Here is a 25,176-nt window from a genome sequence, read left to right on the forward strand (position 1 = left end):
TTATTTCAGGGGTTTTCATGCCTCTCAGGCCCCTATGGATTAAAGAACTGCCTCAGCGATCAACTCATACGACCTTACTTTGTCTTTGAATTGGGACACATTGGTGATGATCATAAATTCATCGGTTTGATATACTTCACTTAGCATCTGGAGTTCTTCTTTCACTTTTTGAGGGGTTCCGACTATCGCTCTTTTTCTGTTTTCCTTTACTTTTTCTTGTTCCTTCGGTGTCAGCACTCTTGCCTTTGCTTCTTCTACGGAAGGAATTTCAGTATCGATCCCCTTCTCTACAGCCAATAACCATAAGTCTTGTGTGAGAGCCATTTCTTCTGCTTGCTCCTCGGTTGGAGCGCAAACGACAAAGATACACACATTGCTCAAGGGTCTGGCTAATGAGGATGAAGGCTGAAAGTGAGTTTGATAATAATCCATCGCCCGCTTCCCATTGACCGGATTGATGAAGTGACCAAAGGTAAAGGCCGTACCTTTTTCAGCTGCTACCCTGGCACCTCGGTGGGTGATGCCCAGTATCCATGGAAGTGGAGGAGACGGTATGTCAGGATAAGCCTTCACGCTTTGTTCAGATGAGAGATGCAAGTAATTCTGAAGTGCCTCCACCTGCCCCGGAAACTCATTCATACTCTTTTTCAACCCATCCGTAAGAGCCATCCGTGTTTCATATGATCCCCCTGGGGAACGGCCGATTCCAAGATCGATGCGATGGGGAAATAGGGTTTCCAACACCTTGAAGTCCTCAGCAATTTTGTAAGGACTGTATTGTGGAAGGAGGACACCTCCAGATCCGACCCGTATCGAACGCGTCATGGACGCAATATGTGAGATCAGTACCTGGGGAGCCGAACCTGCAAGACCATTCGTATTATGATGCTCGGCCACCCAGAATCGCGTGTACCCCAACTCCTCTGTAACCTGTGCAAGCTCCACTGTATTCCGAAACGCAGAACCTGCGTCCCCTCCCCTCACAATCACAGACTGATCCAAAACACTCAACTTCATCCATGTCACTCCCCTTCCCAATCTAATTTCCATTAGTATGTACTTACATTATCCCACTAACATCTGCAGGACCAAAAAAACTGCTTAGAGGGACGGACCTCGCTTTCCGCGGGAATATCACGGGAAACGCTCTCAATATATCCAGATGAACCCCTCTGTATCAACATGTATGAAGAATACAGAAGAAGGACGGACCTCGTTTTTCGAGGTCCGTCCCTCCCTTTTACAGTCTTAAATAGATGTGGTTGCCGGATGGGTCCACTGTGAGGATTGTACCGTCATGTTCCTGTATAGCCGCCCCAATGGATTTGAGATGATGAATGGTGCTGTTGCGCTTTTCTTCATTTAGGAAGTGAAGGGTGAACCAGTTGAGGCCAGCACTGTTTTCGGAAGGAGCCGGAGCACCCACACCATTCCACGTATTCAATCCGATGTGATGATGGTACCCTCCGGTCGAAATGAAGAGCGCCTGGTTCCCGAAACGGCTCACCACGTTAAAGCCAAGACCTTTCCCGTAGAATTCTTCCGCCGCCTTCAAATCAGATACGTGGAGATGAATATGCCCCATCACTGTACCGGCAGGAAGCCCGTTCCAAACTTCCCCTTCCGCCTCGGCTAATATCCCCCGTGCGTCGAGGGGGTCGACGGTCATTTCGACTTGATCACCATGCCATGTCCAGGCGCTTGCCGGACGGTCCCTGTAGATCTCGATTCCATTCCCATCAGGGTCGGATAAATAGATTGCTTCACTGACAAGGTGGTCCGAAGATCCGAGCTGTATATTCATCTTGATCAGATGGGCCAGAATCTTACCAAGGTCCTCTCTACTTGGCAGCAACAGAGCAAAATGATACAACCCAGTTTTTCGCGGTTCTTTAGGTAAAGCTTCATCCGGCTCTTCCAGGGATAACAATGCATGAATACCGTCCGCCGTTAAAGTAGCCCGTTTTTCTGACTGCTCCAGCACTTTAAACCCGATCACTTCCTTGTAAAAAGAAAGAGATCGCTTCAAATCCTGTACGTTTAAGCTCACTTCCCCAACAAATGTATGGGGTTCTTTATGAAAGTTCATTATGGTTCCTCCGATTTATTTTTAGATGTATTTTACTAAGTTACTTTATGTAACTAATTTTAAATTAATAACTATGTTTCGTCAAGTAATTAAATTACCCAATTACCCGTTATATGGTATACTACAAATTAGAAATTCCATGAATGAAGGAGGCATTGAAGATGAACCAATCTGAAATATGTCCAAGATTTGAAAAAGCGATCGGCATCTTAAGTCAGCGATGGACAGGGCTCATCATTTACCAGCTGCTTTCCGGCCCCCAACGGAACTGTACCATCAAAGACGCAATCGGCATTAGCGGAAGACTTCTATCCGAGCGATTAAAGGATCTTGAACAAGAAGGAATCGTTACACGGACCGTCTATCCCGAGACACCGGTGCGGATTGAATATTCGTTAACAAAGAAAGGTTATTCTTTAGAGCCTTTAATGAAGAATATAGAGAAGTGGTCCCAAGAGTGGATTGAAAAGGAATGAGAACCCGTTATTATTAAGGAGCTCCGTTTTGGGAGAGAAAAATAAAAATAGCTATCTTTACAGGGAGATAAGTCGATGATAGGAATCAGTATAGCAACAAAGTGGGAATATGAAGCGACGTTGGAATATTTCAGGGTAAAAGACCATGAACGTTTCGGTTATCCTTATGGCGAATATTTCAAAAGAACAATGAATGATACCGAACTTGTTTTTTATAGTACCGGTGTAAGGAAGGTAAATGGTGTCGGTGGTAATCAGTATATGATTTCTACCTTTCATTTAACGAAAGTGATCGTTGCTGGAACCTGTGCAGGAATAGATGATAAGTTCAGTAATCTGGATATTTTTGTACCCGACAAAGCCGTTCAATATGATTGCACAGTAAAAGAAATCGAGCCTTTTATTAAGCAATCCTTTATCGTCGATATCGATCTATCAAAATACGGAAATGACTTTTCCACCGGAACAATCGGCACCGCTGATAAAGCAGTCGTTATGTGGAAGGACTATGTAGAACTGAAAGAAAACGAAATCACAATAGCCGATACAGAAGCAGGTGCCATTGCGTATATCTGTAAGAAGAATGACGTTGAATGCATTATCATTAAAGGAATATCTGATTTTCCATCAGTTGAAAGTAACTCTGATACATTCGAATCAAATATCGACCAGATCAATGTTTATATAGAAAACACACCCAAAGTGATGAACAAAATATTTGGCGAATATTTAAATCGATTTATATAACCATACAAATCCAGAGACATTGGCTCTGGGTTTTTTATTGGGATTTTGTTGATTGATTTTCGTTGAATGAAAGGATATATGTGGTTCCTTTTTTGATGCCTGTGGTGGGTAGGTTGAGGGTTTGGAGGAGTCGTTTGGCAACATGGGAGGAATCTACATTTAAAAATGTTCTTAACTCAGCATTATTAATTGTGGACCTTATAAGAAGTTCATAATCTTTAAGGGCTTGAATATGAGCATGTGAATTTTCATTATTACATTCCATACAAAACCATTTACCATGTTTCCTTATTAACGGGCGGTGATTGCAAACTTCACATATGACTCCCTTTAACAGTTCCCTTTCTTTAATTCCATATCGTTCTAAAACAGTGGAAACAGGTTCTGAATGATGTCTTTTTAAGGTGCGGATCAATTTTTTTATGTCCTTTATAGTTGCCGATTCGTTTCTAACAAACCCCTCAATATATTTAATCTTATCGAATAAGGATTGGCGGTGAATGACGATTTTATTAAGGATTTTGTTATCTGGAGAGGTTTTTATAATTGTACGATCGTTACTCATGACTACGAAGGAATATACGGGGATATTGTGGAAGCCATTTTTCTTTAGCCAATCTAGCAGCTTGCTTTCCTGTCTTTTAACTTGAATTGTAGGGTCTGGTAACGCTGATTCATTACCATCTTTTGTTTGAATAAGCTGATTGAAGATTGGATCGAAGTAAGCAGTACCTGCAAGGTATTTGACTTCAATATTTATGATTACTTTGGTCGTGATAAGCAGTGTGTCTATTTGAAAAAAGCCTTCTTTGCAAGGGATCCTAAGATCGTTGAGAATGTAGTATTTTTTGGTGTCTAATAAGCTTAATGTGTAATCCAAAGTCTTCTCTCCTTTGAACCCTGCCATTCTTTTACCGAGTTCATCTTTTATCAGGTACAGTTTTGGATGATTGAGTGGTAACCTGCGGATTAATGCTTGCAAAATGAGGATATTTCGAGGGATGATTCGTTCTTTTTCGATCATTTTATCACTCCAGTCCGATTTTATATTACTGTATTCTTCATGGAACATAGAAAATCCTGCTTGAGTTGGTTAACCCTAGTTTTATCAGCGGAATTTAAGTTTTATCAGCAAAATTTCCGATATATCAGCGAAATTGACGTTTTATAAGCGATATCTCACTTTTATCAGCGAAATGCATTTGCTCCAAAAACACACCCCTCCCCCAACAAAAACCATTCCCTTCCCACCCCCACCATAGTATATTTAGAGTAACGAAATAAATCGACTGCGAGGGACGGACCTACTATGTGGAAAAATAAGAATGTGTGGATATTATTAATCGGGGAATTCATTGCCGGGCTTGGATTATGGCTCGGAATCATCGGAAATCTGGAGTTTATGCAGGAAAAGGTGCCTTCTGATTTTCTGAAGTCCGTCCTATTAGCGTCCGGTCTCCTGGCCGGCCTTGCTGTCGGTCCGCTAGCCGGCAAAATAACGGACCAGGTAAATAAAAAAACCGTGATGCTCGTATCCGGATTCACACGGGCACTCAGTGTCGTTTTCATGCTCATCGCTATATATACGGGCTCGGTACTATGGATGGTCGTCTTCTTAATAAGCATCCAAATCTCTGCCGCTTTTTATTTCCCTGCCCTTCAGGCTGCCATTCCGATGGTGGTGAAAGAGAGTGAACTGCTGCAGATGAACGGGGTGCATATGAATGTGGCGACCCTTTCAAGGATCCTCGGGACGGCTTTAGCTGGAATTCTGCTGGTCATCATTTCTTTATCGATGCTGTATGTTCTATCTCTTGTAGCGTACCTTGCCCTGTTCGTCATGACCTGGTTCCTGACAATCGGCGAAAACGAGGAGTCATACGCCAAACCGCAAGGCAACAAGCCAAAAGCAGCAGGCTTCAAGGAAGTATTCCCGGTCATCAAAGGACTTCCCATCGTATTTATGACCCTCGTGATGACACTCATCCCGCTTTTATTTATCGGTGGATTCAATTTGATGGTCATTAACATCAGCGAGCTGCAGGACAGTTCCGCCATTAAAGGATGGATCTATACAGCGGAAGGGATCGCTTTTATGACGGGTGCATTTGCAGTGAAAAAAATCGGTGAAAAAGTATCTCCATATAAGATTCTGTTCGCCTTCAGCTTTGTCATCGGGATTGCGCAAATGCTCCTTTATTTTGCCACTAGCCCCGTCATGTCGGTCCTTGCCTTCACGGTATTCGGCTTCTCTGTAGGGTGCTTCTTCCCGACAGCTGCTACCATTTTCCAAACACGGATCCCGAAAGAATTTCACGGACGTTTCTTTTCGTTTCGGAATATGCTCGACCGGCTGATCTTTCAAGTTGTCCTGCTTTTAACCGGGCTCCTATTAGATCTTGTCGGGCTGCAGATCATGACGGTTTTATTCGGATGCCTCTCCCTGGTTATGACGGGACTTTTCTACTCGAAATACAGACAGCTCAAAACGACTGTGTTATCGGAACAAGCAAGTTAGCTCACAACTCATTGTGGGCTTTTTTGTATAACAATGAGAATTATTATCAATAATATATCAAAAGAAGACAACCACGCCTATGGTTGCCTTCTCTCCTATTACATACCCGGTTCGAATGTTTTGCAGTCCGTTTCTTCGCTGTTATGCGCTTTGTTCCCTTTATGACTGACAACGAAAATCTGGTCTGCAGAACACTTCTTTCCTTCACTGTTGTACCTGCAGTTGCTTACTTCACATAGTACGTCCTGTGCCATGGTTTTACACCTCCCCTGTACCATTAGAGTGTACGTTTCGTTTCAGGTTCATACCTTCACATTGACCCCTGATCCTTAAAAAGGGACTCACCTCTGAAAGGTAAGCCCCTCTTCATTTTATAACTCTAATGCTTCCTCTTGATGTACAGCCATTGTTCTTCGTTTCGTCACGATTTTATATGCAGCGACTGTAACCAACACCACTCCACTGCAGATGATATATAAAGCCGAAAAACCGAGCTGCGATGAAACAAGCCCCAGCATAAACGATCCTACCGCAATCCCAAGGTCATAAAAAATGAAGAACGTAGCCGTCGCATGCCCTGTTCTCCTCTTCGGTGCAGCCTGTATCGACATGGTCTGGAAACTTGGAAGCAAAGCACCGTACCCGAGGCCGATCAGCGTTCCCGATACCAATAAGAACACGACAGAATGAGTGAAGCTTAAAAGAATCAGTCCAAAGGCAAAAATGATTAGGGACGGGTAGATGACCGCGTTGGGTCCCGACCGGTCAAATAAACGTCCTGTATATGGCCGTGACAGCAGCATGGCCGCTGCAAATACGACGAAGAATAAGCTAACGGATTCGAATAGACCGACAGACTTCGCATAAACGGATATAAACGACATGATTCCTGAATAAGCAAATGAGGTCAGGAACCCCACCAATGCAATCGGGATCGCCTTCACTTCTATTAAATCCTTAAGTGTCAGGCGACTGCTCACTACCTGTTCCACCACCTCGTTCTCTGTCACCTGAATCCCAAATGAACATAGAAAGCCAATGACAATGATCCATGCAAGACCCATAAACAATGTCGTGTACGGAATCCACTGGAGGAGGGCCAGGGAAAGAAAAGGTCCTACTACTACTGCCAGGTTCATCGACATGGCAAAGTAACCAAGTCCCTCCCCCTTCCTGTTTGCCGGGATCATGTCTGCCGCAATCGCCACCATGACTGTTGAACCGATACTAAACCAGATTCCATGGAAGAAACGGAGCCCCATCAAAAAATAAAAATCATTTACACAAAAGTAAATGAATGAGGAAATCCCGAACATGAATACACTGAGGATGAGTGTCTTTTTCTTCCCTAACAGCTCAATGATTTTTCCCGAAAAGGGACGCACAATGATTGCCGATAGTAAGAAGACCGTTGTAGCAAGTCCTGCCTGACCTTCTGTCCCGTGCAACTCATCAAGCACATACAGAGGGAGGATCGTAAGCAGTGAATAAAATACCAAAAAGAGAAAAAAGTTATTCAGTAACGCCATAAAAAATGGCCGTGTCCAGATGTTTTGTTGTGTTGAATGCTCCACTATCATTCTCCTTCGCGCAATTAGTTGTTATACTAATTATATCTACAACATGTATATTTGTAAATATAGTTGTTGTGACAATTAATTCAATTTCTTCCGGTTTTCATGTATGATAAAGGGAAGAAACTCACGTAGAAGGTGAAACCAGTGACCATGTCCCGAGATGAATCCATCGGCTTATATACGAGCCACACAGTCAAAAATATCATCCGATTCCTCACCCTCCATCTGAAAGATTTCGATGTGACACCAGAGCAGTGGACCGTTCTGAAGAGACTTGCAGAACAGGATGGAATCAGTCAAAAGCAGCTTGCCATAAGGTCTGAAAAAGACCAGCCGACCGTAACCAGGATATTGGATATTCTGGAAAGGAAAGAACTGATTTATAAACAGAAAAACGCCGAAGACAGACGATCTTTTCTTATTTTCATCACAGAAAAAGGAATGAAAGCAAAGGAAGAGCTTTCCCCATTTATAGAGAATTTGTATGAAGATACGATCCTTAAAGGGATTTCAGAAGAGGAATTAGAAGTATATAAGAGCGTTCTTTCTCAAATCAACGCGAACATGACCAAAGGATAGGAGTGAGCGTATGAAAAAAATCCCTGTTGCCCTCCAGATGTATACATTGCGAAACGAGGCGGAAAAGGATTTTATCGGTACTCTTCAAAAAGTGGCTGATTTAGGTTATGAAGGGGTAGAACTTGCCGGTTATGGCGGTTTATCCGTCAACGAGCTGAAAGATTTATTGGATAAGCTGAATCTTCGTGCCGTCTCCAGTCACATTTCTTTATCTGAACTAAGGAGCAATGTGGATCAGGTGATCGAGGATCAGCTTGAGCTTGGAAGTACCTACATTGTATGTCCCTATTTGCTCCCTGAAGAACGAACAGAGGAAGATTATTTCAGATTGATCGATGACCTGAACACCATTGGTGCAAAATGCTTTCAGGCGGGGATCACCCTCTGCTATCATCACCATGACTTCGAATTAAGGACTCTTTCCAACGGAAAAACGGCTCTCGAAACGATTCTGGCTGAAACGAATCCTCACTGGGTCAAAGCTGAATTTGATATCTATTGGCTGACGTATGCAGGGGAGAAGCCTGTTGAATGGCTGAAGCGTTACCAGGGTCGGACTCCCCTTGTCCATTTAAAAGATATGACAACGGATGGCGAACGATTCTTCGCAGAACTTGGATCTGGTGGAGTGGACCTCGAACCTATCCTGGAATTCGGTATGCACAGCGATGTGGACTGGTGGATCGTAGAGCAGGACGACTCCAAGATCCCGCCAATCGACAGCGTTCGAAAAAGTCTTGAGTACTTACGACATAACCAAGTTTGATGAGATAAAAAGGAGAGCCGGATACGATGGCTCTCCTTCTTCACATTATTTCAGTTTCGCTACAATCTTTCCTTTCACATGCCGCTCGGATAAGCGGCTGAGGGCTTCCGGTACTTCTTCAAGTGCCACCGTCTCTTTCAGCATGGCATCCAGCTTCCCTTGTTCCAACAGGTCAAGCATCTCATCCCCGATCACCGCAAAGTCCTTTTGGGCTTTGAAATCTTCTGTTTGATGCGCCGCTGCAAGGGCGATTTCATGATAAGAAACGACTTTTGTGAATGATTTGATTTTGGTGAAATCAGGGGCACCGGCGATGTACACCATGTGACCCATATAGGCAAGAGTATCCAGGGATTCCGTCGCACTCTGTCTGCTGACCGCATCCACGACGGCATCCACACCACGTCCATCCGTGATTTCCATTACTTTCGCTGTAACATCTTCTTCCCGGTAGTCGATACAATGGTCTGCTCCAAGTGATTTCACATAGTCATGATTGTGACGGGACGCAGTCGATATGACGGTTTTCCCTGCAAGCTTCGCAAGTTGGACGCCAAACCCGCCTACTCCACCGGCACCTCCGTGGATCAAAATCGTCTCTACGTTGTCCAGGGGCAGTTTACGGTGAATGGCCTGGTAAGCTGTATAACCCGCAGTTGGAAGAGCTGCAGCATCCTCGAAGGACACACTGTCAGGGATGCGTGAAACCGTGTGTGCTGTGATGATGGCGTATTCTGCATATCCGCCTTTTTTCGTGAAATCCCCGTGGTAAACGACACGATCTCCCTCTTTATAATCCGTTACTCCCTCACCGACTTGTGCGACCACTCCTGCCACATCCAAACCGAGGATGTGCGGATAGGACCAGACAGGCATCCCATTCGTGGCTGTCTTGTAGTCAACCGGGTTCAATCCGACGGCATGGACCTCCACGAGAAGTTCTCCTTTTTGCGGTGAAGGTGTTTCGATTTCCTCCACCTTCATGCCTTTCCATAAACCTTTATCTTTCAATAATAAAGCTTTCAATATATTCATCTCCTTAAAGAGCGTTATGATTATTTTGCTTACATGGTATATAATATATACCATAAAAGAGATAAACAAGTAGGCACTATTTAGTATCCTGGTTACCGTTTGGAAACTGCGTTAATGGGAAGGTGCGGTTCAGCTGCTGATTTTTCATTCTTTTTCAGCAGCTGAATATCCGCGAAATATCAGCTGTTGAATGACTTTGATTTTTACACCTGCTGAAAAACCCCTTTATTCAACAGCAGAATCCATCCAAACAGCACAATTAACAATTCCACAATCAACAACATCATCAAGGAGGTACCCATATGAAACAACTCAATACCGAATACCAATGCGCCATAGACCTCGTGATCGATGTCATCGGAGGAAAATGGAAAGTTCTGATACTATGGAATTTGAATGAAGGTGTAAAGAGATTCAATGAATTGAAGCGTTCCCTGCCAAATATCACCCAGAAGATGCTTACCCAGCAGCTAAGGGAGCTGGAAGAACACGGACTGGTCGAACGGAAGGTGTATCAGGAAGTCCCTCCGAAAGTCGAATATTCGACCACAGAGATGGGGAAGAAGCTCCAGGCCACGCTATTTGAGATGTGTAAATGGGGAGATGAATATGCCGAGCAGAAAGGGATCGGGATGAACCGCTGCTGGACAACCTATGATTTCATGAAAAATGATCAGTAAGGCAAAAAGGACTTGTCGCAGGGACAAGTCCTTTCATCGTCACTTCGCCAGGATCTGACCCAGTGCCTTTTCAATGGTATCATACTGAAAGAAGAATCCTGCTTTCTCCAACCGTTCCGGAATGACCCATCTGCTTTTAAGGACCAGCTCGGTTTCCGTTTTGATGAACACCGCACCTGCTTCAAGCATCCATTTCGGGGTCGGGAGCCCTATTTTCTTATTCATCACGTTCCTTAGGTTGGCCATGAATTCACGATTGGTGACCGGATCCGGCGAGGCACAGTTGAACACTCCGCTTAACGCCTTCTCTTCATTCAAAAAGAGAATGATCCGGTACAGGTCTTCTACATGGATCCAGCTGAATTTCTGGTTGCCCGGTCCCTGCACCCCACCGAGACCAAATCTGACAAGGTTTTTGTACGGTGTCATCACACCGCCATCCGGTCCCAGTACGATCGCGATCCGGAGAGCAGCCTGCCGCGTCCCGGGTAAAGAAAAGGAAAAGAATGCTTTCTCCCATTCCTTTGCCACTTCAACGGAAAAGCCTGTGCCGATATCGCCGCCTTCCTCCGTCATCGGCCGGTCCTCTGCATGGCGATAGATCGTTGCCGTACTGGAATTGATCCATAAGGGAGGCGGATTCTGACATTGTAAAAGGGCCATCCCCAATATGTTCGTCGTCTCCGTCCTGGATTTGAAAATGTCCGCTTTATTCTTTTCATTATACCGACAGTCGACTGATTTCCCTGCAAGATTGATGAGCATATCGGCCCCTTCCAATGCCTGTATCACATCATCAGGCCGGTTCCAGGAAACATGGGGAGACTGTCTTGAAATGATAATCACGTTATCGCCGTTCTCGAGAAATTTCTTTTGAAGATACTGTCCGATGAAGCCAGTTCCCCCCGCTATGACAATTTTCTTTTCCACACTATCCCCCCATTTCTTTGTATGAGTTTGTGAATTAATTCACATTAATTATACCAAATACTGTAACAAATTCAACCGTTTTTTGTCTGATTCCCATATGCACAAAAAATAGTGGAATATTCCTAGAAAAATATTTTTCTTTGAACGGCAAAGATAAAGGTAGAAATTCACCTCAAATTTCGTATATATCGACATTGTTGAACACTAAATATTTCAAATTTACTGAAAATTACCATTTTTTTCATTGTCAATCTTCCTATTTTTTACTAGACTACTAATTAGCCGCCGGGGCCAAAAGAAATAGCTATTTCCAAAATCTATGATCAAAAGGGGAAATTGTAATTATGTCGAAAAAGAAATTAGTCAGTTTAGCACTAGGTACTTCTCTTGTATTCAGCGCATCTTTTACAGGTGCCTCCGCATTCGCCCAGTCTTCAGATTCGATTACTTCGAAAATGGACATTCATCAAAAGGTCATGAACATAGATAAAAAAGGGCCAAGCTTCCTATCTGGGAAACTATCAAAAGGTATTGTAAAGAACGATCAAGACGTGAAAAAGTTCATAAAAGACAATAAAGAGCTTTTTGCCGTCGATCCCCATTCTGAACTGACATTACTTGAAAAGACAACAGATGATCTTGGAATGTCTCATTATCGATTCACTCAATCAGTGGACGGTGTGCCTGTTGAAGGAGCCATCTTCATTGTCCATACAAATAAAAACAATGAAGTAACGGCTACGACGGGTCAGCTTTTTAAAGAAGCTTCTAAAAAAGTAACCAAGACAAAATCCAAAATCAATCAAAAATCCGCGACGGATCTTGCATGGAAGCACATCGGCCTATCAAAGACCGACACCTTGAAAGGGGCTCAAAACGAGTTCAGCATCGATGCGAAGAAAGACAGTAAAGTTGAAAACACAACTGAAAAAAATGATCTCGTGATTCATGAGAAGGATGGAAAGTTCACTCTTGCTTATAAAGTACAACTTCAATTCATCGAGCCTTATGGAGCGAACTGGCAGATCTATGTGGATGCCAAAGACGGATCGATTGTCGAAGCTTACAATGCTGTGACAGATGCAGCGACAACCGGAAGCGGTTACGGGGTTTTAGATGACTATAAAACTCTTAATACTTATTCTTCAAATGGAACTTATTACTTATATGATGTGACGAAACCGATGAATGGTGTCATCGAGACCTTTACGGCTCAAAATGGTTCAAGCCTTCCAGGGTACTATTCCACTGACAGCAATAACTCTTGGACTGCGTATTCCCAGGCGGCTGATGTCGATGCCCATGCGTATGCCGGTAAAGTCTATGACTATTATAAAAACACACATAACCGCAATAGTTTCGACAACAACGGAGCGACCATCCGCTCTACTGTCCATTATGGATCCAACTACAATAATGCGTTCTGGAATGGTTCCCAAATGGTCTATGGTGACGGGGACGGATCTACTTTCACATCTCTTTCCGGTGCACTTGATGTCGTGGCCCACGAGCTGACTCATGCCGTGACGGAGCGTACTGCCGGATTACAATATCAATATCAATCCGGGGCCCTGAACGAATCATTCTCTGATGTGTTCGGATACTTCTTAGATCCGGGCGATTACCTGATGGGTGAAGATGTCTACACCCCTGGCATCTCTGGAGATGCTCTGCGCAGTCTTTCAAACCCATCTAAATATGGACAACCGGAACATATGAATAACTATGTGAACACTTCTTCCGATAACGGTGGTGTTCATACAAACTCCGGTATCCCGAATAAAGCGGCTTATAACACGATCTCAAGCATCGGGAAAGCCAAAGCAGAAAAAATCTACTATCGTGCCCTGACTGTCTACTTAACACCAACTAGTAATTTCAGTTATGCACGTGCAGCCCTTCTTCAATCAGCAGCTGACCTGTACGGAAGTGGAAGCTCCACTTACAACTCCGTTAAAGCAGCTTGGGATGCTGTCGGGGTTTATTAAGACACGATCCAGTTAGCAGCCAAAAAGCCGTCCTACCCGGGACGGCTTTTTTCCTTTATACGAATCTCAGAAAATACTTCACCAACCTTCCCGGAAATCCGATATACTAAATATAGGTAATATGTCACAGTATCGGTCCATCATGAAGGAGGGATGATCATGTTAGAGCATGTATTCATCAACATATGTATCTTAATATCCTTTTTGTACTTTGCCGGGATTGTGTTGAGAAATCCACGGAAATCACCGATTCCAATGAGTGTATTGATTGGAACCTTCTCCGGGGTCCTTGGATTGGCTCTCATGTATTTTGCCATTCCCTTGGATCACCACAGTATAGTGGACCTGAGGCATGTAGCGATTGTGACCACCGCCGTCTATGTCGGCTGGATTCCCGCCCTTCTTTCAGCCTCCATCATCACAGTCGGCAGAACGATCATGTTCGGTGTCACGCAGGAATCCATTGTGGCGGCAATCGGTATGTTGGTTATCGGAATCATCTGCAGTGTATTAAGCTTTCTCCCTTACCGGAGACTAGTAAAGATTCAGATTATGAACCTGGCCTCCCTGATGATCATTTTCATCTTGTTACAAATCAACATAGGTTTCTTGAATGCATTGAAAATCATTCCTTATCATACGATTACTTCTATTCTGGTCGCCTTTATCATTTATTTTATTGCCGAGCAGATCAAACGTTCAAATGAACAATATCATCAACTGGAACAGAATGCGACGAAAGATTTCCTCACGAGCCTGAACAATGTAAGACAGTTTGATGTTAGTTATAATGAGGCCTTGAAACACGCACATGAAAGACATGAAAAACTATCCTTACTCCTCATTGATATCGACCACTTCAAGAACGTAAACGATACATTCGGTCATCATGCCGGTGATGTAGTTCTGAAAGAGCTTGGAAAAGTGTTGAAGCACCACTCCAGGACCTTTGATATTGTTTCAAGGAACGGAGGAGAGGAGTTCAGTATCCTCCTCCTGGATTGTCCCCATTTTCATGGGATGGTCATAGCGGAAAGGATAAGGGCAGCCGTTGAAAGACATTCCTTTTTCATTACGGAGGAACAATCGATCCGCATCACGATTTCAATCGGGGTGTCCACTTTCCCAGATACTCTTTCCCAGGACGGCGAGGAAATTTTCGAACAGGCAGATAAGGCCCTTTATCTTGCGAAACGGACAGGACGAAATAAAGTATGTGATTTCCAGATGGTTCAAGCCATACACTGATAAAGCACAACAAGTTTCAACATCCTTTCCCAGGAAATGATGTAGGGAATTGGAAGAAAAAGGAGAAGGGTGTCGACTCCCTTCTCCTTTTTCATTCATCCAACCTTTCTATCATAAACTGGTGACCTTCTGACGTTGTTTATTGAGCGCACTCATGACGGACCACTTGTCACTTCCCGTGATTGAAAGCATGACTGACAATGCCAATAGCACTAAAGGAAACTCATATCCTCCGATGAGACCCAATTTAAATTTAACCAGTACAATCGCTCCCAACATGGTCACCGCCAATGCAGCAGCTGATGGAATCACATAGAAACCGATGATTAACATTAATCCACCGACAGCCTCTATGATTGCCGTTGTATAGGCCATGATCGCCGGTAAGCCGATTTGATCGAACATCTCGATGGTTTGCTCCATACCCATTATTTTTTGCATTCCATGGGCGACCATGATCATCCCCAGGACCACCCTTCCAATCAGAAGGGACCATTCTACTCTCTTGTTCATCTTAACCACTCCTCTTTAATCAAGCTAACGATCAGTCATCCAAAATGGATCACTTCATTGCTTTCATAAAGGGAACTGTGTATTACTCGCTCCGTTCAAATGGCAAGGTCATACAACGGATTCCACCACCGCCTTTTTCAAGTTCGTTTACGTCCACCTCAATCAGTTTCTTAGCTTTTAATTTCGGATGATCTTTCCATATTTTCTTATTGGCTTTCGTACTTACCAACAGCGTTTCAGGATCCAGATTTAAAAAATTGATGTCAGCCACCGTATGTTTCACATCATCGGTCCAGAGAACATCAAATCCATGCCGCTTGATATAGTCTTCCATCATCACATACCGTCCACTTTTTTCATTGACGACCTGCACAGGAAAAAGACGCATATAGCTTTTGGCAATCAGGAGGTCTGCCCCGGCTACATTACAATTCATATCCAAATGCATAGTTTCACCGGTACGGGGTAAGTCGATGATCCCGATTTCAGTAAATCCAGCTTGAAAGATTTTTCCCTTCATCATCTCTACACTTTCAATGCTGGACCGGAGCCCGGTATTGATGAAAACCGTATCACGATTCAAAACGAATACATCCCCATTCTCCAGCGCCTTCAACCGGTTATTGTCCTGTATGGAAAAGGTATTCTCATCAAACCACCTCTGAAACAACTCATGACTGTGAACGTATTCCGGAGCTCTCATGGTAATACCTGCATCACCCGGGATCACGGTGTTCCCATATACACATGCCAGATCTCGTACAAAAACACGATTGATAAGCTGGTCATTTAACTGCCCGGCCTCATCCTTAAGATGCTTGGAGTAATCGATGACCGTAACACCCGCATCCTCCATTGCACGAATCATCTGTTTATGATTTTCTTTCGCTTTTTCCTGGTTAACCGGTTTCTCCCATCCGACGTAATCCGCCGTGCGTTGATCGGGAACATCCAGTGAAGAAGGCGAGCATACCAACACCGTTTTCAATTCTCCATGTTCATTCCAACAATTCGCATTGATCTTTACCATCAGCAGAACCCTCTCTATTATCAGTCTTTCCTTACTTTCTCCGTTCCCATGAAAATCATTCCGGTCCCATTCACATAATTCATCCGAGGGAATGTCACACTATGGAGGATAAAGGTCAGGTGAAGTGATGTGAGTAAATGTACGAATGAAACGAATCTTTCGTGGTGGCAGCTATCTTTCATCGGGGTGGGCTGCATCATTGGAACGGGATATTTCCTAGGCTCGGCCATTCCGATTCAACGGGCCGGGTCTTCTGTCCTTCTTGCCTATTTAATCGCTGGTATTGGTACATGGATGGTCTTCCAGGCACTTGCCAAACTGACGGCAGAACACCCTGAAAAAGGTTCATTCCGTACCTATGCCAAGAAAGCATACGGATCATGGGCCGGGTTCAGTAACGGCTGGGTGTACTGGTCAGCGGAGATGCTCATTATGGGGAGCCAATTAACCGCCCTAGCACTGTTTGCCCAGTTTTGGTTTCCAGGAGTGCCCCTTTGGATTTTCACTGCCGGATTTGCGGGTCTTGGTCTGGTGATCATTCTATTGGGAGTGAAGAGAGTCGAGCAGATGGAGAATCTCTTTGGAGTGATGAAGGCGGCTGCGATCGTCATGTTCATCCTCGTAGCGGGTGCCGCCATGTTTGGGTGGCTCGGAAACGAAGCATCTGGCCCTGAGCTTCAGAATCCCATTTCCACCCTACTTCCCGTCGAGGGAAAGGGGTTATGGCTTGCCCTACTGTTTGCCTTTTATGGATTCGGTGGAATTGAAGTGATGGGTCTGATGGCCAAAGAACTGAAGGATCCAAAGGATGCCCCGAAGTCGGGGAACATCATGCTGATGACGTTAACCTTCCTTTATGTTCTTTCTTTCTATCTTGTTTTGAAGATGGTTCCGGCTGAAGCGATTGATCCGAATGAAAGTCCATTTCTGACAGCCCTGAAACAATATGACCTTCCATGGGTCCCACATGTCTTCAACTCCATTCTGATCATTGCTGGTTTCTCGACGATGGTCGCGTCATTGTACGCTGTGACGACGATGCTTGTCGCCCTCTCTGAGGAAGGGGACGCGCCACGGATTTTCTCGAGGAAAGGGAACTGGAGCATACCACTTCCTGCTTTCGGACTAACAACTTTAGTCGTTGCCATCTCGATTGTGATTGCCATGCTCCTCCCCGAAAGACTATTCGAATACATCACAACAGCTGCAGGACTGATGCTTCTTTATACGTGGATCTTTATCCTTGCCTCCTCCCTCAAACTTTTGAGCAAAACAGCTTGGAATCTGATTCAGACGCTGATCGCCCTTTTCCTTATCTTATTCGCCATCAGTGGTACTCTCTTTGATGATGTGAGCCGGATAGGGTTCTTTGTGAGTCTCGGATTCATCCTGCTGATTGCCTCTGCGGCATTTGTGAAAAGAAAAAAGAGTTAAAGGCTGCCTTTAACTCTTGATCTTTTTATGCATATGTGAAAACGGGCATTTACTTATAGAAGTATCCTCATCACGCAGATAATATTGCTTCCATTCATAGTTGTCTTCCTGCCCATACCATTTCAGACTTGGGTGAGGTTCGATATCGTCATATTCCACCAGCCGCTTTCGGATGACTTTCTTTAATTTTTGGCCAAATGCCGTTGAGGAGTTAATTTCATCAAAAACCCATCTGGGCTGGAATGCCAATAGAAAGTATGGAAAATGACGGCTTTTCCTGACATTGTGAGCAGGGGTTGCACAGAAGGCGAAATAAGGTTCTCCATCAAAGCAGAACTCCCACGTATGATCATGGGGATCCTTACCGATGTGATCCGGCCAGGGCTTTTCGTCCATTTGGTGGACACGGTTCAACATATTCCAAAAAACCTGCTCATAGGTTTCAACCGACAGATTTTCCCCTATCACATCTGAATGACAGAACACCACCAGAGAAGCGTAATTTCCAGTCTCCCTGGAAATCTCACCGTATTGTTTTAAGTAAGATGCCAGTTTTTCCGAAGCTTCCCCACTTCTTGGATCCCCCGTAAAACCGAAACGAAGTGTATCAGATTGAAACCCTTGTTTCCCGGGTACGCAAGGATAAGGATGCTCTTCATCCAGCATCATGGCTGAGAAGTGGCGGTAAGCGGATTGCTGCCACGGGGTAAGCTTCTCCATATGTTGATCGATCCAGCTCTTTGAACATAACATATAGCCGATCCCTCCTTAGGATTACTCATGTATCCTATTAGGAAGAAACCGTCTGGGTGTCTGTCTAGCCGAATAATAACCTGCAGGCTTCCACGCCGAAATAAATGCCGAAACCCATCAAAACAATCCCGGAAACAATGGAAATGAAGCGCAGGATCCCCGGACTGACAAGCTTCCTCGCCCCCGTTGCGACACCGGCCATCGTCACATCCCAAATGGTGATACCGAGAAAAATACCCAGACTGTACACTAGGACCTGCCACGATTCGTAAGAGCTTGACGTCTTAGCAAGGATGGAACCATAGATCCCGAGCCAGAATAAAATACTCATCGGGTTGGATATTGCCATAAAAAATCCTGTACGAAAGGCCTTCCCTTTTGTCTCACTATGATTTTTCCCAGCATTAGCCTCAATGTCTCCGGACTTTAGAAGGCTTTCAATCCCCGTGTAGGTCAGAATAAAAAATCCAATTATCCATAAAAAAAGTTTGATGATCGGGATATCAATGAATTGAGCAATCCCAAAATAAATCAGGAGCATAAAGATCCCGTCCGCCACCATCCCTCCAATCCCGACAAGCCAGGCATGGAGGAAACCGAATCGGATCCCCTTGTCCAACTGAGCTGCATTGATCGGACCCATCGGTGCTGAAAGGGATAAACCCAACACAATATAACTAATAAAGATACTCATGTTCGACCACCTTCAAATCGACTTCTTCCCATTGTATTCGGACAAGTCCGGAAGTATTAAATCGATTTCGGAATAAATATAATCAATCCGGTTATTCTAATCAACGATACTATTTACCATAGGAGGAGAACATCTGTGCAAAATCAACAGCAGCCAATGAACCAACCCGGGTCGGGGATGCCACCGAACATGATGAACGCCCAAAGTAAAGATCATGGGGGACATGAGTTGTTCGATGCCCATGAAATCATCGCAGGAATCATCAGCATGCTCGATCAGTATCAAATGTATGATCAACATATTCAGGACCCTGAGTTAAAAGATATCGTAAAACGGCAGACCGCATTTGTAACGACTATGTATAATTCAATCGTAGGGAGCTTTTCAACGGGACATGATCCACAAGTACCCACCCAGCAATACAAAATGAACCAATCCCACACTGCCACTTACGGCATCAAACCGGGTGCTCCTAAAAAGCCCAATCAGTCCGTGAATGACCTTTCAGACAAAGGTTTGTCTGCGTATATGCTCGGACAGACCAAATCATTGGCCACTCTCCTTGCCATGACGGCTCTCGAAATGACAAACCCTGTGTTGCGACGGGTTGTAGCGGACAGTGTGCCGAACTTCATTGAAATGAGCTATGAAATTTTCCTTTATCAGAACAAGCATGGATACTATCAGGTCCCTCAACTGAATGACCAGGATATGACCCTCATGCTGCAAAGCTATACGGAAGTTCCACAGCAGAACCTTCCTCAATAACGTCCACATAACGCCTGCCTCAGAATGCAGGCGTTTTTTATTTTCCGCTTCTCACTGATTTCCTTATCTGCACATAGTATGAAGTGAAAGTGAAACAGGAGGTGACCCCTGTTGATTCATACGGTGAAAACAGGAGAAACACTGGGACAAATATCAAGGGACTACAGGACTCCGCTTTCTGCCATCCTGACTGCCAATCCGGGCATCAATCCGGATCAAATTTATCCAGGACAAACGATCACCATTCCCGGTATCCCCGATACTACCGGCAATCCTTATAGAATAGAAGTCTCTGTTAACAATCGCACCCTCCGTCTATTCAAAGATGGGGTTGAGATAAAACAGTATCCCATCGCTGTAGGAAGAGTCCTGTTCGAAACACCCATCGGGGATTTCATCATCCTCAATAAAGCACCGAATCCAGGGGGGCCATTTGGGACGATGTGGATGAGTTTATCGAAGGAAAGCTATGGAATCCATGGTACAAACAACCCTGCTTCCATCGGGAATGCAGTCTCCAAGGGGTGTATAAGGATGTATAACAAAGACGTGGAAGAGCTCTCTAAGATTGTTCCTGTCGGGACGCCTGTGTCCATCAATCCATAAAGAAAAAAGTGTATAGACAGGACTATACACTTTTCCCTTTATAATATCGCCCTTTTGGATTCAATATAATCCAGACCAAAGTGCATGTGGAGAATCCTTGCTGCTTTTTCAACGTCACCGCGATCGACAAGGGCACTTAGGCCAACCGATGATTCCCAAACCGATACTTTCCCGATATGATAATCATGAAAAACATTGGTGACCTTTTCTTTTACTTCACCGGAAGATTGGATACTCCCTATCACACATACTTTCGATAGATCTTCCGCTATTTCAAAATGAGAATATGCCCCGCTATAGCCGCTGACGATTTTCTTCACTGCATGGACATCCTCATCTTTTATGATCAGTGCAAGGTCTTCTCTATGCTTGATCCTCTCTGTTTCGATATGGTGAGAATCAAGGTCATACAGAATCAAGGATTCCCCTCCATCACACCCATGGATGGTAAGGACTGAAATACCTTTCTGGAGCGCCACGCCGACTATGCTTCCATTCTTTTGAGCTTTAGCACTAATAACGGAACCCCGCCCCTCCTTTAAACTCGAACGGACGATTAAAGGGACAAGATGTTCCTTTGCGTGCTTAATCGCTCTAGGGTGCAGGACATTTGCTCCCATCGTGGCAAAACAGAGCATGTCATTATACGATAAACCGTCGATTTTAGCAGCCCGTGGGACCACTCTCGGATCTGAGGTATACACCCCGTCCACATCCGTGTAAATGTCACATCGATCCGCTTTCAGTGCGGAAGCAAGGGCAGCTGCGGTTGTATCTGAACCACCCCTTCCAAGCGTAGTGAGCTCACCATCCTCTGTAACTCCTTGGAAACCAGCGACCACCACAATCCGTCCGGCTGATAATTCCCCTTCGATTCTCCCTGTTTCTATGGAAGTGATCTTGGCATTGCCGAACACCGCGTCTGTCCGGATCCCAGCCTGCCTGCCGGTCAGGGATACTGCCTCCGCCCCTTTATGCTGGAGGGCCATTGTCAGAAGGGAAATCGTGACCTGTTCCCCTGTTGAAAGGAGCATATCCATTTCCCTTTTCCGGGGAACATCAGACAATTCTCCCGCAAGCTTTACAAGGGCGTCCGTCGTTTTATCCATGGCCGATACAACCACCACCACGTCATGCCCTTTCTCCTTTTCCTTCAACGCATAACCTGCTACCCGTTTAATTCGATCCGCAGAACCTACAGAGGTTCCACCAAATTTCTGAACGACGATACTCAAGTGATCCCCCTACTTTCTATCAGATCTGTTGCTTTTTTAATAAAATCGTCAGGAAACCGCAATCCCTTCTTTCACTGCATTTTCAAGTGGGATTTCGTCCAGGATGGACACTGCCTGGATCTGTTCCTGTGATGTAAGAACTGATTCTATGTCCTCTTTCCTGCCTTCTACAAAGACATACAGGAAATCGCCAAGCTGAATGCGGTCTTTCAGTGTGAACAACGGAATCCACCTTTGATAGTCTTCATTTGCAGGAACACGTAAGACCCATTGGCCTGTGCTATCTTCCAGAACCTCTCCATTGTGTACTGCACTTTCAGGAGAGGCCGTGTATTTCCCTTGAATCAGTGAAAGAAAGTCCTCCACCATAGCACTTCCTGTCGGACATTTACCGGCGCCCGGCCCAAGTAGTGTGATTCTTCCTACGAGACTCCCTTTTAATGAAATCGCATTTTCCACATCCTCCACACCGTAGAAAGGATGGGTGTCGTGGACGAGGACCGGCTCTACTTCACCTTTGATCCGATTGAATCCGTCACGTTCCAATGAACCTACGTGTTTAAAGCGCAATCGGAAGGACTCGGCTGCCTGCAGCCATTCTGCCGTCAAGTGTGTGATCCCCCTGCGTCGGATATCCTTCCAATCTGGCTGTCTGCCAAAAGCGGTCTGACTCAAAATCAGCAATTTATAAAAGGCATCATATCCTTCGATGTCGCTCGTCGGATCCGCCTCTGCGTACCCCTTTTCCTGGGACTGCTTTAGAGCGGTCTCAAAGGAAAGACCCTTTTTCCTCATTTGGGACAAAATGAAGTTGGAAGTCCCATTCAATATGCCTTGGATGCTTTTGATTTCATTTACCTTCAGGAGCTGGCGGATCGTGCCGATGACCGGGATCCCTCCGGCTGTTGTCGCTTCGAAACCAACGGATACAGTGTGACGTTTTGCTTTCTCCATAAGGCTGGGGCCGAATTTAGCAAACATGGCTTTATTGGCCGTGACGATGTGAATCCCCTTCTCCACCGCTTTCGATAAATACGTGTATCCCGGTTCTTCTCCTACAATCGCTTCAAAAATCACATGAAGATCCGGTATGTCAAGAATGTCCTTGAATTCTGTCGTAACCTTAATGGACGGATCAATTTCCCTTTGTTTAACCGGGTCCTTGATGAGAATCGCCCTCACCTTCACCTCTTTCCCGAGTGCTTCCTTCAATCTGTCCTGGTGAGTATCAATGGCTTCACAAACCCCTTGACCGACAGTTCCAAAGCCCAGTATCGCCACATTTATCGCTGACATCTTTTTAGCCTCCTTTTTGTCGTTTGTATCGCATCGCTTCTTTCTGAAGATCCACCGGGCATGGTGGAAAGAATGAGGGTATAAAGAAAAGCCCTCTTCTTGTAAGAAGAGGGCTTAGTGTGTATGCTCCTCCCCTTATCTTCCAGATTCACATGGAATCTGTAGGAATTGGCACCTTTACAGACTGATCCTGCAGGTTGCCGGGCTTCATCGGGCCTATCCCTCCGCCGCTCTTGATAAGAGATATAACGTTACGTTTTCACTTGATATTTGAGTATGAATTGGATTATATAGGTGATTCATTCCTCCGTCAATACCATTTTCGGTATTTTTAAAAAATTCTTTCTAATTTGTCAGACAACTTAATTTCACATGGGTTTACTGTGATTTCCTTTGAAACATCCACCCTCTATGAATCTATTTTTGAAATTCAGGTTTTAACCTACACTGGCAGGGAAAACTAATCCATATCCATTTACTAGAAAGGAACCGTTTCAATCATGTTTAAAAAAATGCTCCCCCTTTCCATCAGAAAATATTTGCTCATGTCAAAACGTCAGCGCATGCATGAAATCCGGCTGACCATATGGTATATGCCTTTCTTATACATATGTCTTGCCGTACTGCTGGTAGCCATTACCCTTTACTTGGATCTATCATTGGAAATCTCACAGTATACGTTCGATCTATTGAGTATGGATGCCTCTGTCACCAGAATCCTGGTGAGCACACTTATCGGTGGCGTTCTGACGCTCAGTGCCTTTACACTTAATTCCCTCTTAGTCGTGTTGACGACGTTCAGTGGTCAATTCTCTCCAAGAATGCTTTTGGATTTCATTTCGGACAAGCAGACGCAGCACGCCCTCGGTATTTTTAATGGGAGTTTTGTTTATGTCCTCCTTCTCTTTCTGTTTATCGGTAGTTCAAAGAAGGAGATGTTTGTCGCTGCACCCATGATGACGATCTTCCTTGCCTTTCTTTCAGCCGTCACTTTCATCTTCTTCATTAATCATGTGTCGACTTGGATGCAGGTCCATAATATCACGTATAATATGAAACAGGTTTCTGAAGTGATGATCCATCAGACGCTGAAGAAGGATTTAGAAGCACATCGCACGACAGAAAATGGGGACATCATGGAGGAAGAGAAAAAGAACATTGTTCATGTGAAGGCTAAGCACTCCGGATATATTCAGTTAGTAGACTTCCAGGGAATGATTCAACGCGCACAGAAAGAGAATCTTCTCCTACAGCTTCATTATAAAGTGGGCGATTATGTACTCGCCGGAAATGAAATACTGAGCTTATGGGGCCCTGAAACAAACAATATCCTTACTGATTCATACCTTCAATTCATTGAAATGGGCCATAAAGAGACAGAAATCCAAGACCTGCAGATGGGGATCCACAAACTCGCAGAGGTGGCGATTAAATCCCTGGGGAATGACGATCCCAAAACGGCTTCGAACACGATCGACCAGATGGCCGATTTGATGCTGACGGTGGAGGATCAATTATCCTTCACACCCTATTTAATCGACCAAGATGAAAGGATACGGGTCATCCTCCAATCGGAACCGTTCGATTATTATCTCTATCGTGGATTTGGTTATATTCGACACTATGCGAAAGACAATCACTTAATCATAACGGAAATCGTACGTGCACTGGCACTTTTAGCCGAATCCATCCAGCCTTCGAAGCACAAAGATCTTTGGGAATTCGCCTGCAACACCATCGATCATATCGAAAGGGAGGTCATTTACGAATTAGATAAAACCTTTCTTCTCCAAGAGGTTCATAAGCTTGCACGCCTCACCGGCCACTTCAGGGAATATAAAGAAATCGAAGATAAATTCTATCCGAACGCAAACAAAAATACGTAAAGAAGCTTCATTTCTCTCAGAGAGAAATGAAGCTTCTTTACGAGAGTCATATCCACGTTTCGACAATGCTGTCATCTTCCCCTTGAGCTTTCGGTACAACGGAGAATCGTTCCGGGATTTCACTTCTGACCGCTTCTAAAGTTGGTCTCATCAAAATGTTATGTGTCGGCTGATTCACATCGAATAGTCTTGCTACAAACATGCCTTGATAATCTTTCGGACTCTGATAGATACAGATGATCGGCATTTTATAATCACTTAAGGCCACCTCATCGAATGACGAAATTAATCGATCTGGGTTTTCCATCCTATCTCTCCTTTACAGGGT

Annotated in this window: 26 protein-coding genes and 1 riboswitch; of the genes, 12 read left to right on the top strand and 14 right to left on the bottom strand. The window is 44.5% G+C overall.

Annotation, left to right across the window (positions count from 1 at the left end; genetic code table 11):
* Positions 1-39 precede the first annotated feature (39 nt).
* On the bottom strand, positions 40-1,017 hold the full coding sequence (locus tag P8596_RS20545; RefSeq protein WP_279724879.1) for an LLM class flavin-dependent oxidoreductase: 978 nt from the start codon (positions 1,015-1,017) through the stop codon (positions 40-42).
* A gap of 223 nt (positions 1,018-1,240) precedes the next feature.
* Positions 1,241-2,089 carry a VOC family protein gene (locus P8596_RS20550; protein WP_279724880.1) on the bottom strand — a complete coding sequence of 283 codons (849 nt, stop codon included), beginning with the start codon at positions 2,087-2,089 and terminating at the stop codon, positions 1,241-1,243.
* A 161-nt stretch (positions 2,090-2,250) separates the two neighbouring features.
* Between P8596_RS20550 and P8596_RS20555 the strand changes: the two genes are divergently transcribed.
* Together P8596_RS20555 and P8596_RS20560 are read left to right on the top strand one after the other, a co-directional pair.
* Positions 2,251-2,565 (top strand): winged helix-turn-helix transcriptional regulator, encoded by a 315-nt coding sequence (locus P8596_RS20555; RefSeq protein ID WP_034764117.1) that lies wholly within the window; start codon positions 2,251-2,253, stop codon positions 2,563-2,565.
* A 75-nt stretch (positions 2,566-2,640) separates the two neighbouring features.
* A complete protein-coding gene (locus P8596_RS20560) occupies positions 2,641-3,312 on the top strand; it encodes a 5'-methylthioadenosine/S-adenosylhomocysteine nucleosidase family protein (protein WP_279724881.1) in 672 nt (223 codons plus the stop codon).
* A 34-nt stretch (positions 3,313-3,346) separates the two neighbouring features.
* Here P8596_RS20560 and P8596_RS20565 read toward each other — a convergent pair whose 3' ends face one another.
* On the bottom strand, positions 3,347-4,384 hold the full coding sequence (locus tag P8596_RS20565) for a nuclease-related domain-containing protein (protein ID WP_279724883.1): 1,038 nt from the start codon (positions 4,382-4,384) through the stop codon (positions 3,347-3,349).
* A 237-nt stretch (positions 4,385-4,621) separates the two neighbouring features.
* On the opposite strand from P8596_RS20565, the gene P8596_RS20570 reads away from it, so the two are divergent.
* Positions 4,622-5,830 carry an MFS transporter gene (locus tag P8596_RS20570; RefSeq protein ID WP_279724884.1) on the top strand — a complete coding sequence of 403 codons (1,209 nt, stop codon included), beginning with the start codon at positions 4,622-4,624 and terminating at the stop codon, positions 5,828-5,830.
* A gap of 98 nt (positions 5,831-5,928) precedes the next feature.
* Here P8596_RS20570 and P8596_RS20575 read toward each other — a convergent pair whose 3' ends face one another.
* On the bottom strand, positions 5,929-6,084 hold the full coding sequence (locus tag P8596_RS20575; RefSeq protein ID WP_079532121.1) for a DUF1540 domain-containing protein: 156 nt from the start codon (positions 6,082-6,084) through the stop codon (positions 5,929-5,931).
* A 117-nt stretch (positions 6,085-6,201) separates the two neighbouring features.
* Positions 6,202-7,410, bottom strand: a complete 1,209-nt coding sequence (locus P8596_RS20580) for an MFS transporter (protein ID WP_279724885.1) — start codon at positions 7,408-7,410, stop codon at positions 6,202-6,204.
* A gap of 147 nt (positions 7,411-7,557) precedes the next feature.
* Here P8596_RS20580 and P8596_RS20585 point away from each other — a divergent pair, with 147 nt between their 5' ends.
* Both P8596_RS20585 and P8596_RS20590 read left to right on the top strand, forming a co-directional pair.
* Complete coding sequence (locus tag P8596_RS20585; protein WP_254652291.1) at positions 7,558-7,986, top strand: MarR family winged helix-turn-helix transcriptional regulator; 429 nt, start codon at positions 7,558-7,560, stop codon at positions 7,984-7,986.
* Between the two features lie 10 nt (positions 7,987-7,996).
* Positions 7,997-8,752, top strand: a complete 756-nt coding sequence (locus P8596_RS20590; RefSeq protein ID WP_279724886.1) for a sugar phosphate isomerase/epimerase family protein — start codon at positions 7,997-7,999, stop codon at positions 8,750-8,752.
* A gap of 45 nt (positions 8,753-8,797) precedes the next feature.
* Here P8596_RS20590 and P8596_RS20595 read toward each other — a convergent pair whose 3' ends face one another.
* Positions 8,798-9,778, bottom strand: a complete 981-nt coding sequence (locus P8596_RS20595) for a zinc-binding dehydrogenase (protein WP_279724887.1) — start codon at positions 9,776-9,778, stop codon at positions 8,798-8,800.
* Positions 9,779-10,089: 311 nt separating this feature from the next.
* Between P8596_RS20595 and P8596_RS20600 the strand changes: the two genes are divergently transcribed.
* Complete coding sequence (locus P8596_RS20600) at positions 10,090-10,467, top strand: winged helix-turn-helix transcriptional regulator (protein ID WP_279724889.1); 378 nt, start codon at positions 10,090-10,092, stop codon at positions 10,465-10,467.
* 39 nt (positions 10,468-10,506) lie between these two features.
* Here P8596_RS20600 and P8596_RS20605 read toward each other — a convergent pair whose 3' ends face one another.
* Positions 10,507-11,397 (bottom strand): TIGR01777 family oxidoreductase, encoded by an 891-nt coding sequence (locus P8596_RS20605; RefSeq protein ID WP_279724890.1) that lies wholly within the window; start codon positions 11,395-11,397, stop codon positions 10,507-10,509.
* 344 nt (positions 11,398-11,741) lie between these two features.
* Between P8596_RS20605 and P8596_RS20610 the strand changes: the two genes are divergently transcribed.
* A complete protein-coding gene (locus tag P8596_RS20610; protein ID WP_279724892.1) occupies positions 11,742-13,385 on the top strand; it encodes a M4 family metallopeptidase in 1,644 nt (547 codons plus the stop codon).
* Between the two features lie 159 nt (positions 13,386-13,544).
* Positions 13,545-14,633: a GGDEF domain-containing protein gene (locus tag P8596_RS20615; protein ID WP_279724894.1), complete on the top strand. Its 1,089-nt coding sequence runs from the start codon at positions 13,545-13,547 to the stop codon at positions 14,631-14,633.
* A 111-nt stretch (positions 14,634-14,744) separates the two neighbouring features.
* On the opposite strand, the gene P8596_RS20620 is transcribed toward P8596_RS20615, so the two are convergent.
* Together P8596_RS20620 and P8596_RS20625 are read right to left on the bottom strand one after the other, a co-directional pair.
* Complete coding sequence (locus P8596_RS20620) at positions 14,745-15,146, bottom strand: DoxX family protein (RefSeq protein ID WP_224521978.1); 402 nt, start codon at positions 15,144-15,146, stop codon at positions 14,745-14,747.
* 82 nt (positions 15,147-15,228) lie between these two features.
* Complete coding sequence (locus P8596_RS20625) at positions 15,229-16,176, bottom strand: arginine deiminase family protein (RefSeq protein WP_224521977.1); 948 nt, start codon at positions 16,174-16,176, stop codon at positions 15,229-15,231.
* A gap of 129 nt (positions 16,177-16,305) precedes the next feature.
* Between P8596_RS20625 and P8596_RS20630 the strand changes: the two genes are divergently transcribed.
* A complete protein-coding gene (locus tag P8596_RS20630; RefSeq protein WP_279724896.1) occupies positions 16,306-17,610 on the top strand; it encodes an amino acid permease in 1,305 nt (434 codons plus the stop codon).
* A gap of 9 nt (positions 17,611-17,619) precedes the next feature.
* Here the strand turns inward: P8596_RS20630 and P8596_RS20635 are convergent, their stop codons facing one another.
* The gene (locus P8596_RS20635; RefSeq protein WP_279724897.1) at positions 17,620-18,363 is read right to left on the bottom strand and encodes a YqcI/YcgG family protein; all 744 of its coding nucleotides are present in this window, start codon (positions 18,361-18,363) and stop codon (positions 17,620-17,622) included.
* A 64-nt stretch (positions 18,364-18,427) separates the two neighbouring features.
* Positions 18,428-19,057, bottom strand: coding sequence for a LysE family transporter (locus tag P8596_RS20640; protein WP_279724898.1), 630 nt, complete (start codon positions 19,055-19,057; stop codon positions 18,428-18,430).
* 135 nt (positions 19,058-19,192) lie between these two features.
* Between P8596_RS20640 and P8596_RS20645 the strand changes: the two genes are divergently transcribed.
* Entirely contained in the window at positions 19,193-19,825 is a 633-nt protein-coding gene (locus tag P8596_RS20645) for a spore coat protein (RefSeq protein WP_371928698.1), read from the top strand.
* A gap of 111 nt (positions 19,826-19,936) precedes the next feature.
* Complete coding sequence (locus P8596_RS20650) at positions 19,937-20,431, top strand: L,D-transpeptidase family protein (protein ID WP_279724900.1); 495 nt, start codon at positions 19,937-19,939, stop codon at positions 20,429-20,431.
* A gap of 38 nt (positions 20,432-20,469) precedes the next feature.
* Here P8596_RS20650 and P8596_RS20655 read toward each other — a convergent pair whose 3' ends face one another.
* The gene (locus P8596_RS20655; protein ID WP_279724903.1) at positions 20,470-21,666 is read right to left on the bottom strand and encodes an aspartate kinase; all 1,197 of its coding nucleotides are present in this window, start codon (positions 21,664-21,666) and stop codon (positions 20,470-20,472) included.
* Between the two features lie 48 nt (positions 21,667-21,714).
* Positions 21,715-22,962 carry a homoserine dehydrogenase gene (locus P8596_RS20660; RefSeq protein WP_279724904.1) on the bottom strand — a complete coding sequence of 416 codons (1,248 nt, stop codon included), beginning with the start codon at positions 22,960-22,962 and terminating at the stop codon, positions 21,715-21,717.
* Between the two features lie 132 nt (positions 22,963-23,094).
* Positions 23,095-23,205: riboswitch (SAM riboswitch) on the bottom strand.
* A gap of 257 nt (positions 23,206-23,462) precedes the next feature.
* On the opposite strand from P8596_RS20660, the gene P8596_RS20665 reads away from it, so the two are divergent.
* Positions 23,463-24,848: a DUF2254 domain-containing protein gene (locus tag P8596_RS20665; RefSeq protein WP_279724905.1), complete on the top strand. Its 1,386-nt coding sequence runs from the start codon at positions 23,463-23,465 to the stop codon at positions 24,846-24,848.
* Positions 24,849-24,894: 46 nt separating this feature from the next.
* Here P8596_RS20665 and P8596_RS20670 read toward each other — a convergent pair whose 3' ends face one another.
* Positions 24,895-25,155: a hypothetical protein gene (locus P8596_RS20670; RefSeq protein ID WP_034764165.1), complete on the bottom strand. Its 261-nt coding sequence runs from the start codon at positions 25,153-25,155 to the stop codon at positions 24,895-24,897.
* Positions 25,156-25,176: the final 21 nt, after the last annotated feature.

The sequence above is a fragment of the Rossellomorea sp. DA94 genome (genome assembly GCF_029834455.1).
Classification (GTDB): domain Bacteria; phylum Bacillota; class Bacilli; order Bacillales; family Bacillaceae_B; genus Rossellomorea; species Rossellomorea vietnamensis.

What these genes read in the sequence shown, in the direction of transcription:
- P8596_RS20640 (WP_279724898.1), bottom strand. Translation starts at nt 19,057, where the DNA reads ATGAGTATCTTTATTAGTTATATTGTGTTGGGTTTATCCCTTTCAGCA.
- P8596_RS20590 (WP_279724886.1), top strand. Translation starts at nt 7,997, where the DNA reads ATGAAAAAAATCCCTGTTGCCCTCCAGATGTATACATTGCGAAACGAG.
- P8596_RS20610 (WP_279724892.1), top strand. Translation starts at nt 11,742, where the DNA reads ATGTCGAAAAAGAAATTAGTCAGTTTAGCACTAGGTACTTCTCTTGTA.
- P8596_RS20545 (WP_279724879.1), bottom strand. Translation starts at nt 1,017, where the DNA reads ATGAAGTTGAGTGTTTTGGATCAGTCTGTGATTGTGAGGGGAGGGGAC.
- P8596_RS20575 (WP_079532121.1), bottom strand. Translation starts at nt 6,084, where the DNA reads ATGGCACAGGACGTACTATGTGAAGTAAGCAACTGCAGGTACAACAGT.
- P8596_RS20615 (WP_279724894.1), top strand. Translation starts at nt 13,545, where the DNA reads ATGTTAGAGCATGTATTCATCAACATATGTATCTTAATATCCTTTTTG.
- P8596_RS20635 (WP_279724897.1), bottom strand. Translation starts at nt 18,363, where the DNA reads ATGTTATGTTCAAAGAGCTGGATCGATCAACATATGGAGAAGCTTACC.
- P8596_RS20560 (WP_279724881.1), top strand. Translation starts at nt 2,641, where the DNA reads ATGATAGGAATCAGTATAGCAACAAAGTGGGAATATGAAGCGACGTTG.
- P8596_RS20660 (WP_279724904.1), bottom strand. Translation starts at nt 22,962, where the DNA reads ATGTCAGCGATAAATGTGGCGATACTGGGCTTTGGAACTGTCGGTCAA.
- P8596_RS20550 (WP_279724880.1), bottom strand. Translation starts at nt 2,089, where the DNA reads ATGAACTTTCATAAAGAACCCCATACATTTGTTGGGGAAGTGAGCTTA.
- P8596_RS20625 (WP_224521977.1), bottom strand. Translation starts at nt 16,176, where the DNA reads ATGGTAAAGATCAATGCGAATTGTTGGAATGAACATGGAGAATTGAAA.
- P8596_RS20670 (WP_034764165.1), bottom strand. Translation starts at nt 25,155, where the DNA reads ATGGAAAACCCAGATCGATTAATTTCGTCATTCGATGAGGTGGCCTTA.
- P8596_RS20600 (WP_279724889.1), top strand. Translation starts at nt 10,090, where the DNA reads ATGAAACAACTCAATACCGAATACCAATGCGCCATAGACCTCGTGATC.
- P8596_RS20665 (WP_279724905.1), top strand. Translation starts at nt 23,463, where the DNA reads ATGTTTAAAAAAATGCTCCCCCTTTCCATCAGAAAATATTTGCTCATG.
- P8596_RS20620 (WP_224521978.1), bottom strand. Translation starts at nt 15,146, where the DNA reads ATGAACAAGAGAGTAGAATGGTCCCTTCTGATTGGAAGGGTGGTCCTG.
- P8596_RS20580 (WP_279724885.1), bottom strand. Translation starts at nt 7,410, where the DNA reads ATGATAGTGGAGCATTCAACACAACAAAACATCTGGACACGGCCATTT.
- P8596_RS20565 (WP_279724883.1), bottom strand. Translation starts at nt 4,384, where the DNA reads ATGTTCCATGAAGAATACAGTAATATAAAATCGGACTGGAGTGATAAA.
- P8596_RS20555 (WP_034764117.1), top strand. Translation starts at nt 2,251, where the DNA reads ATGAACCAATCTGAAATATGTCCAAGATTTGAAAAAGCGATCGGCATC.
- P8596_RS20585 (WP_254652291.1), top strand. Translation starts at nt 7,558, where the DNA reads ATGTCCCGAGATGAATCCATCGGCTTATATACGAGCCACACAGTCAAA.
- P8596_RS20570 (WP_279724884.1), top strand. Translation starts at nt 4,622, where the DNA reads ATGTGGAAAAATAAGAATGTGTGGATATTATTAATCGGGGAATTCATT.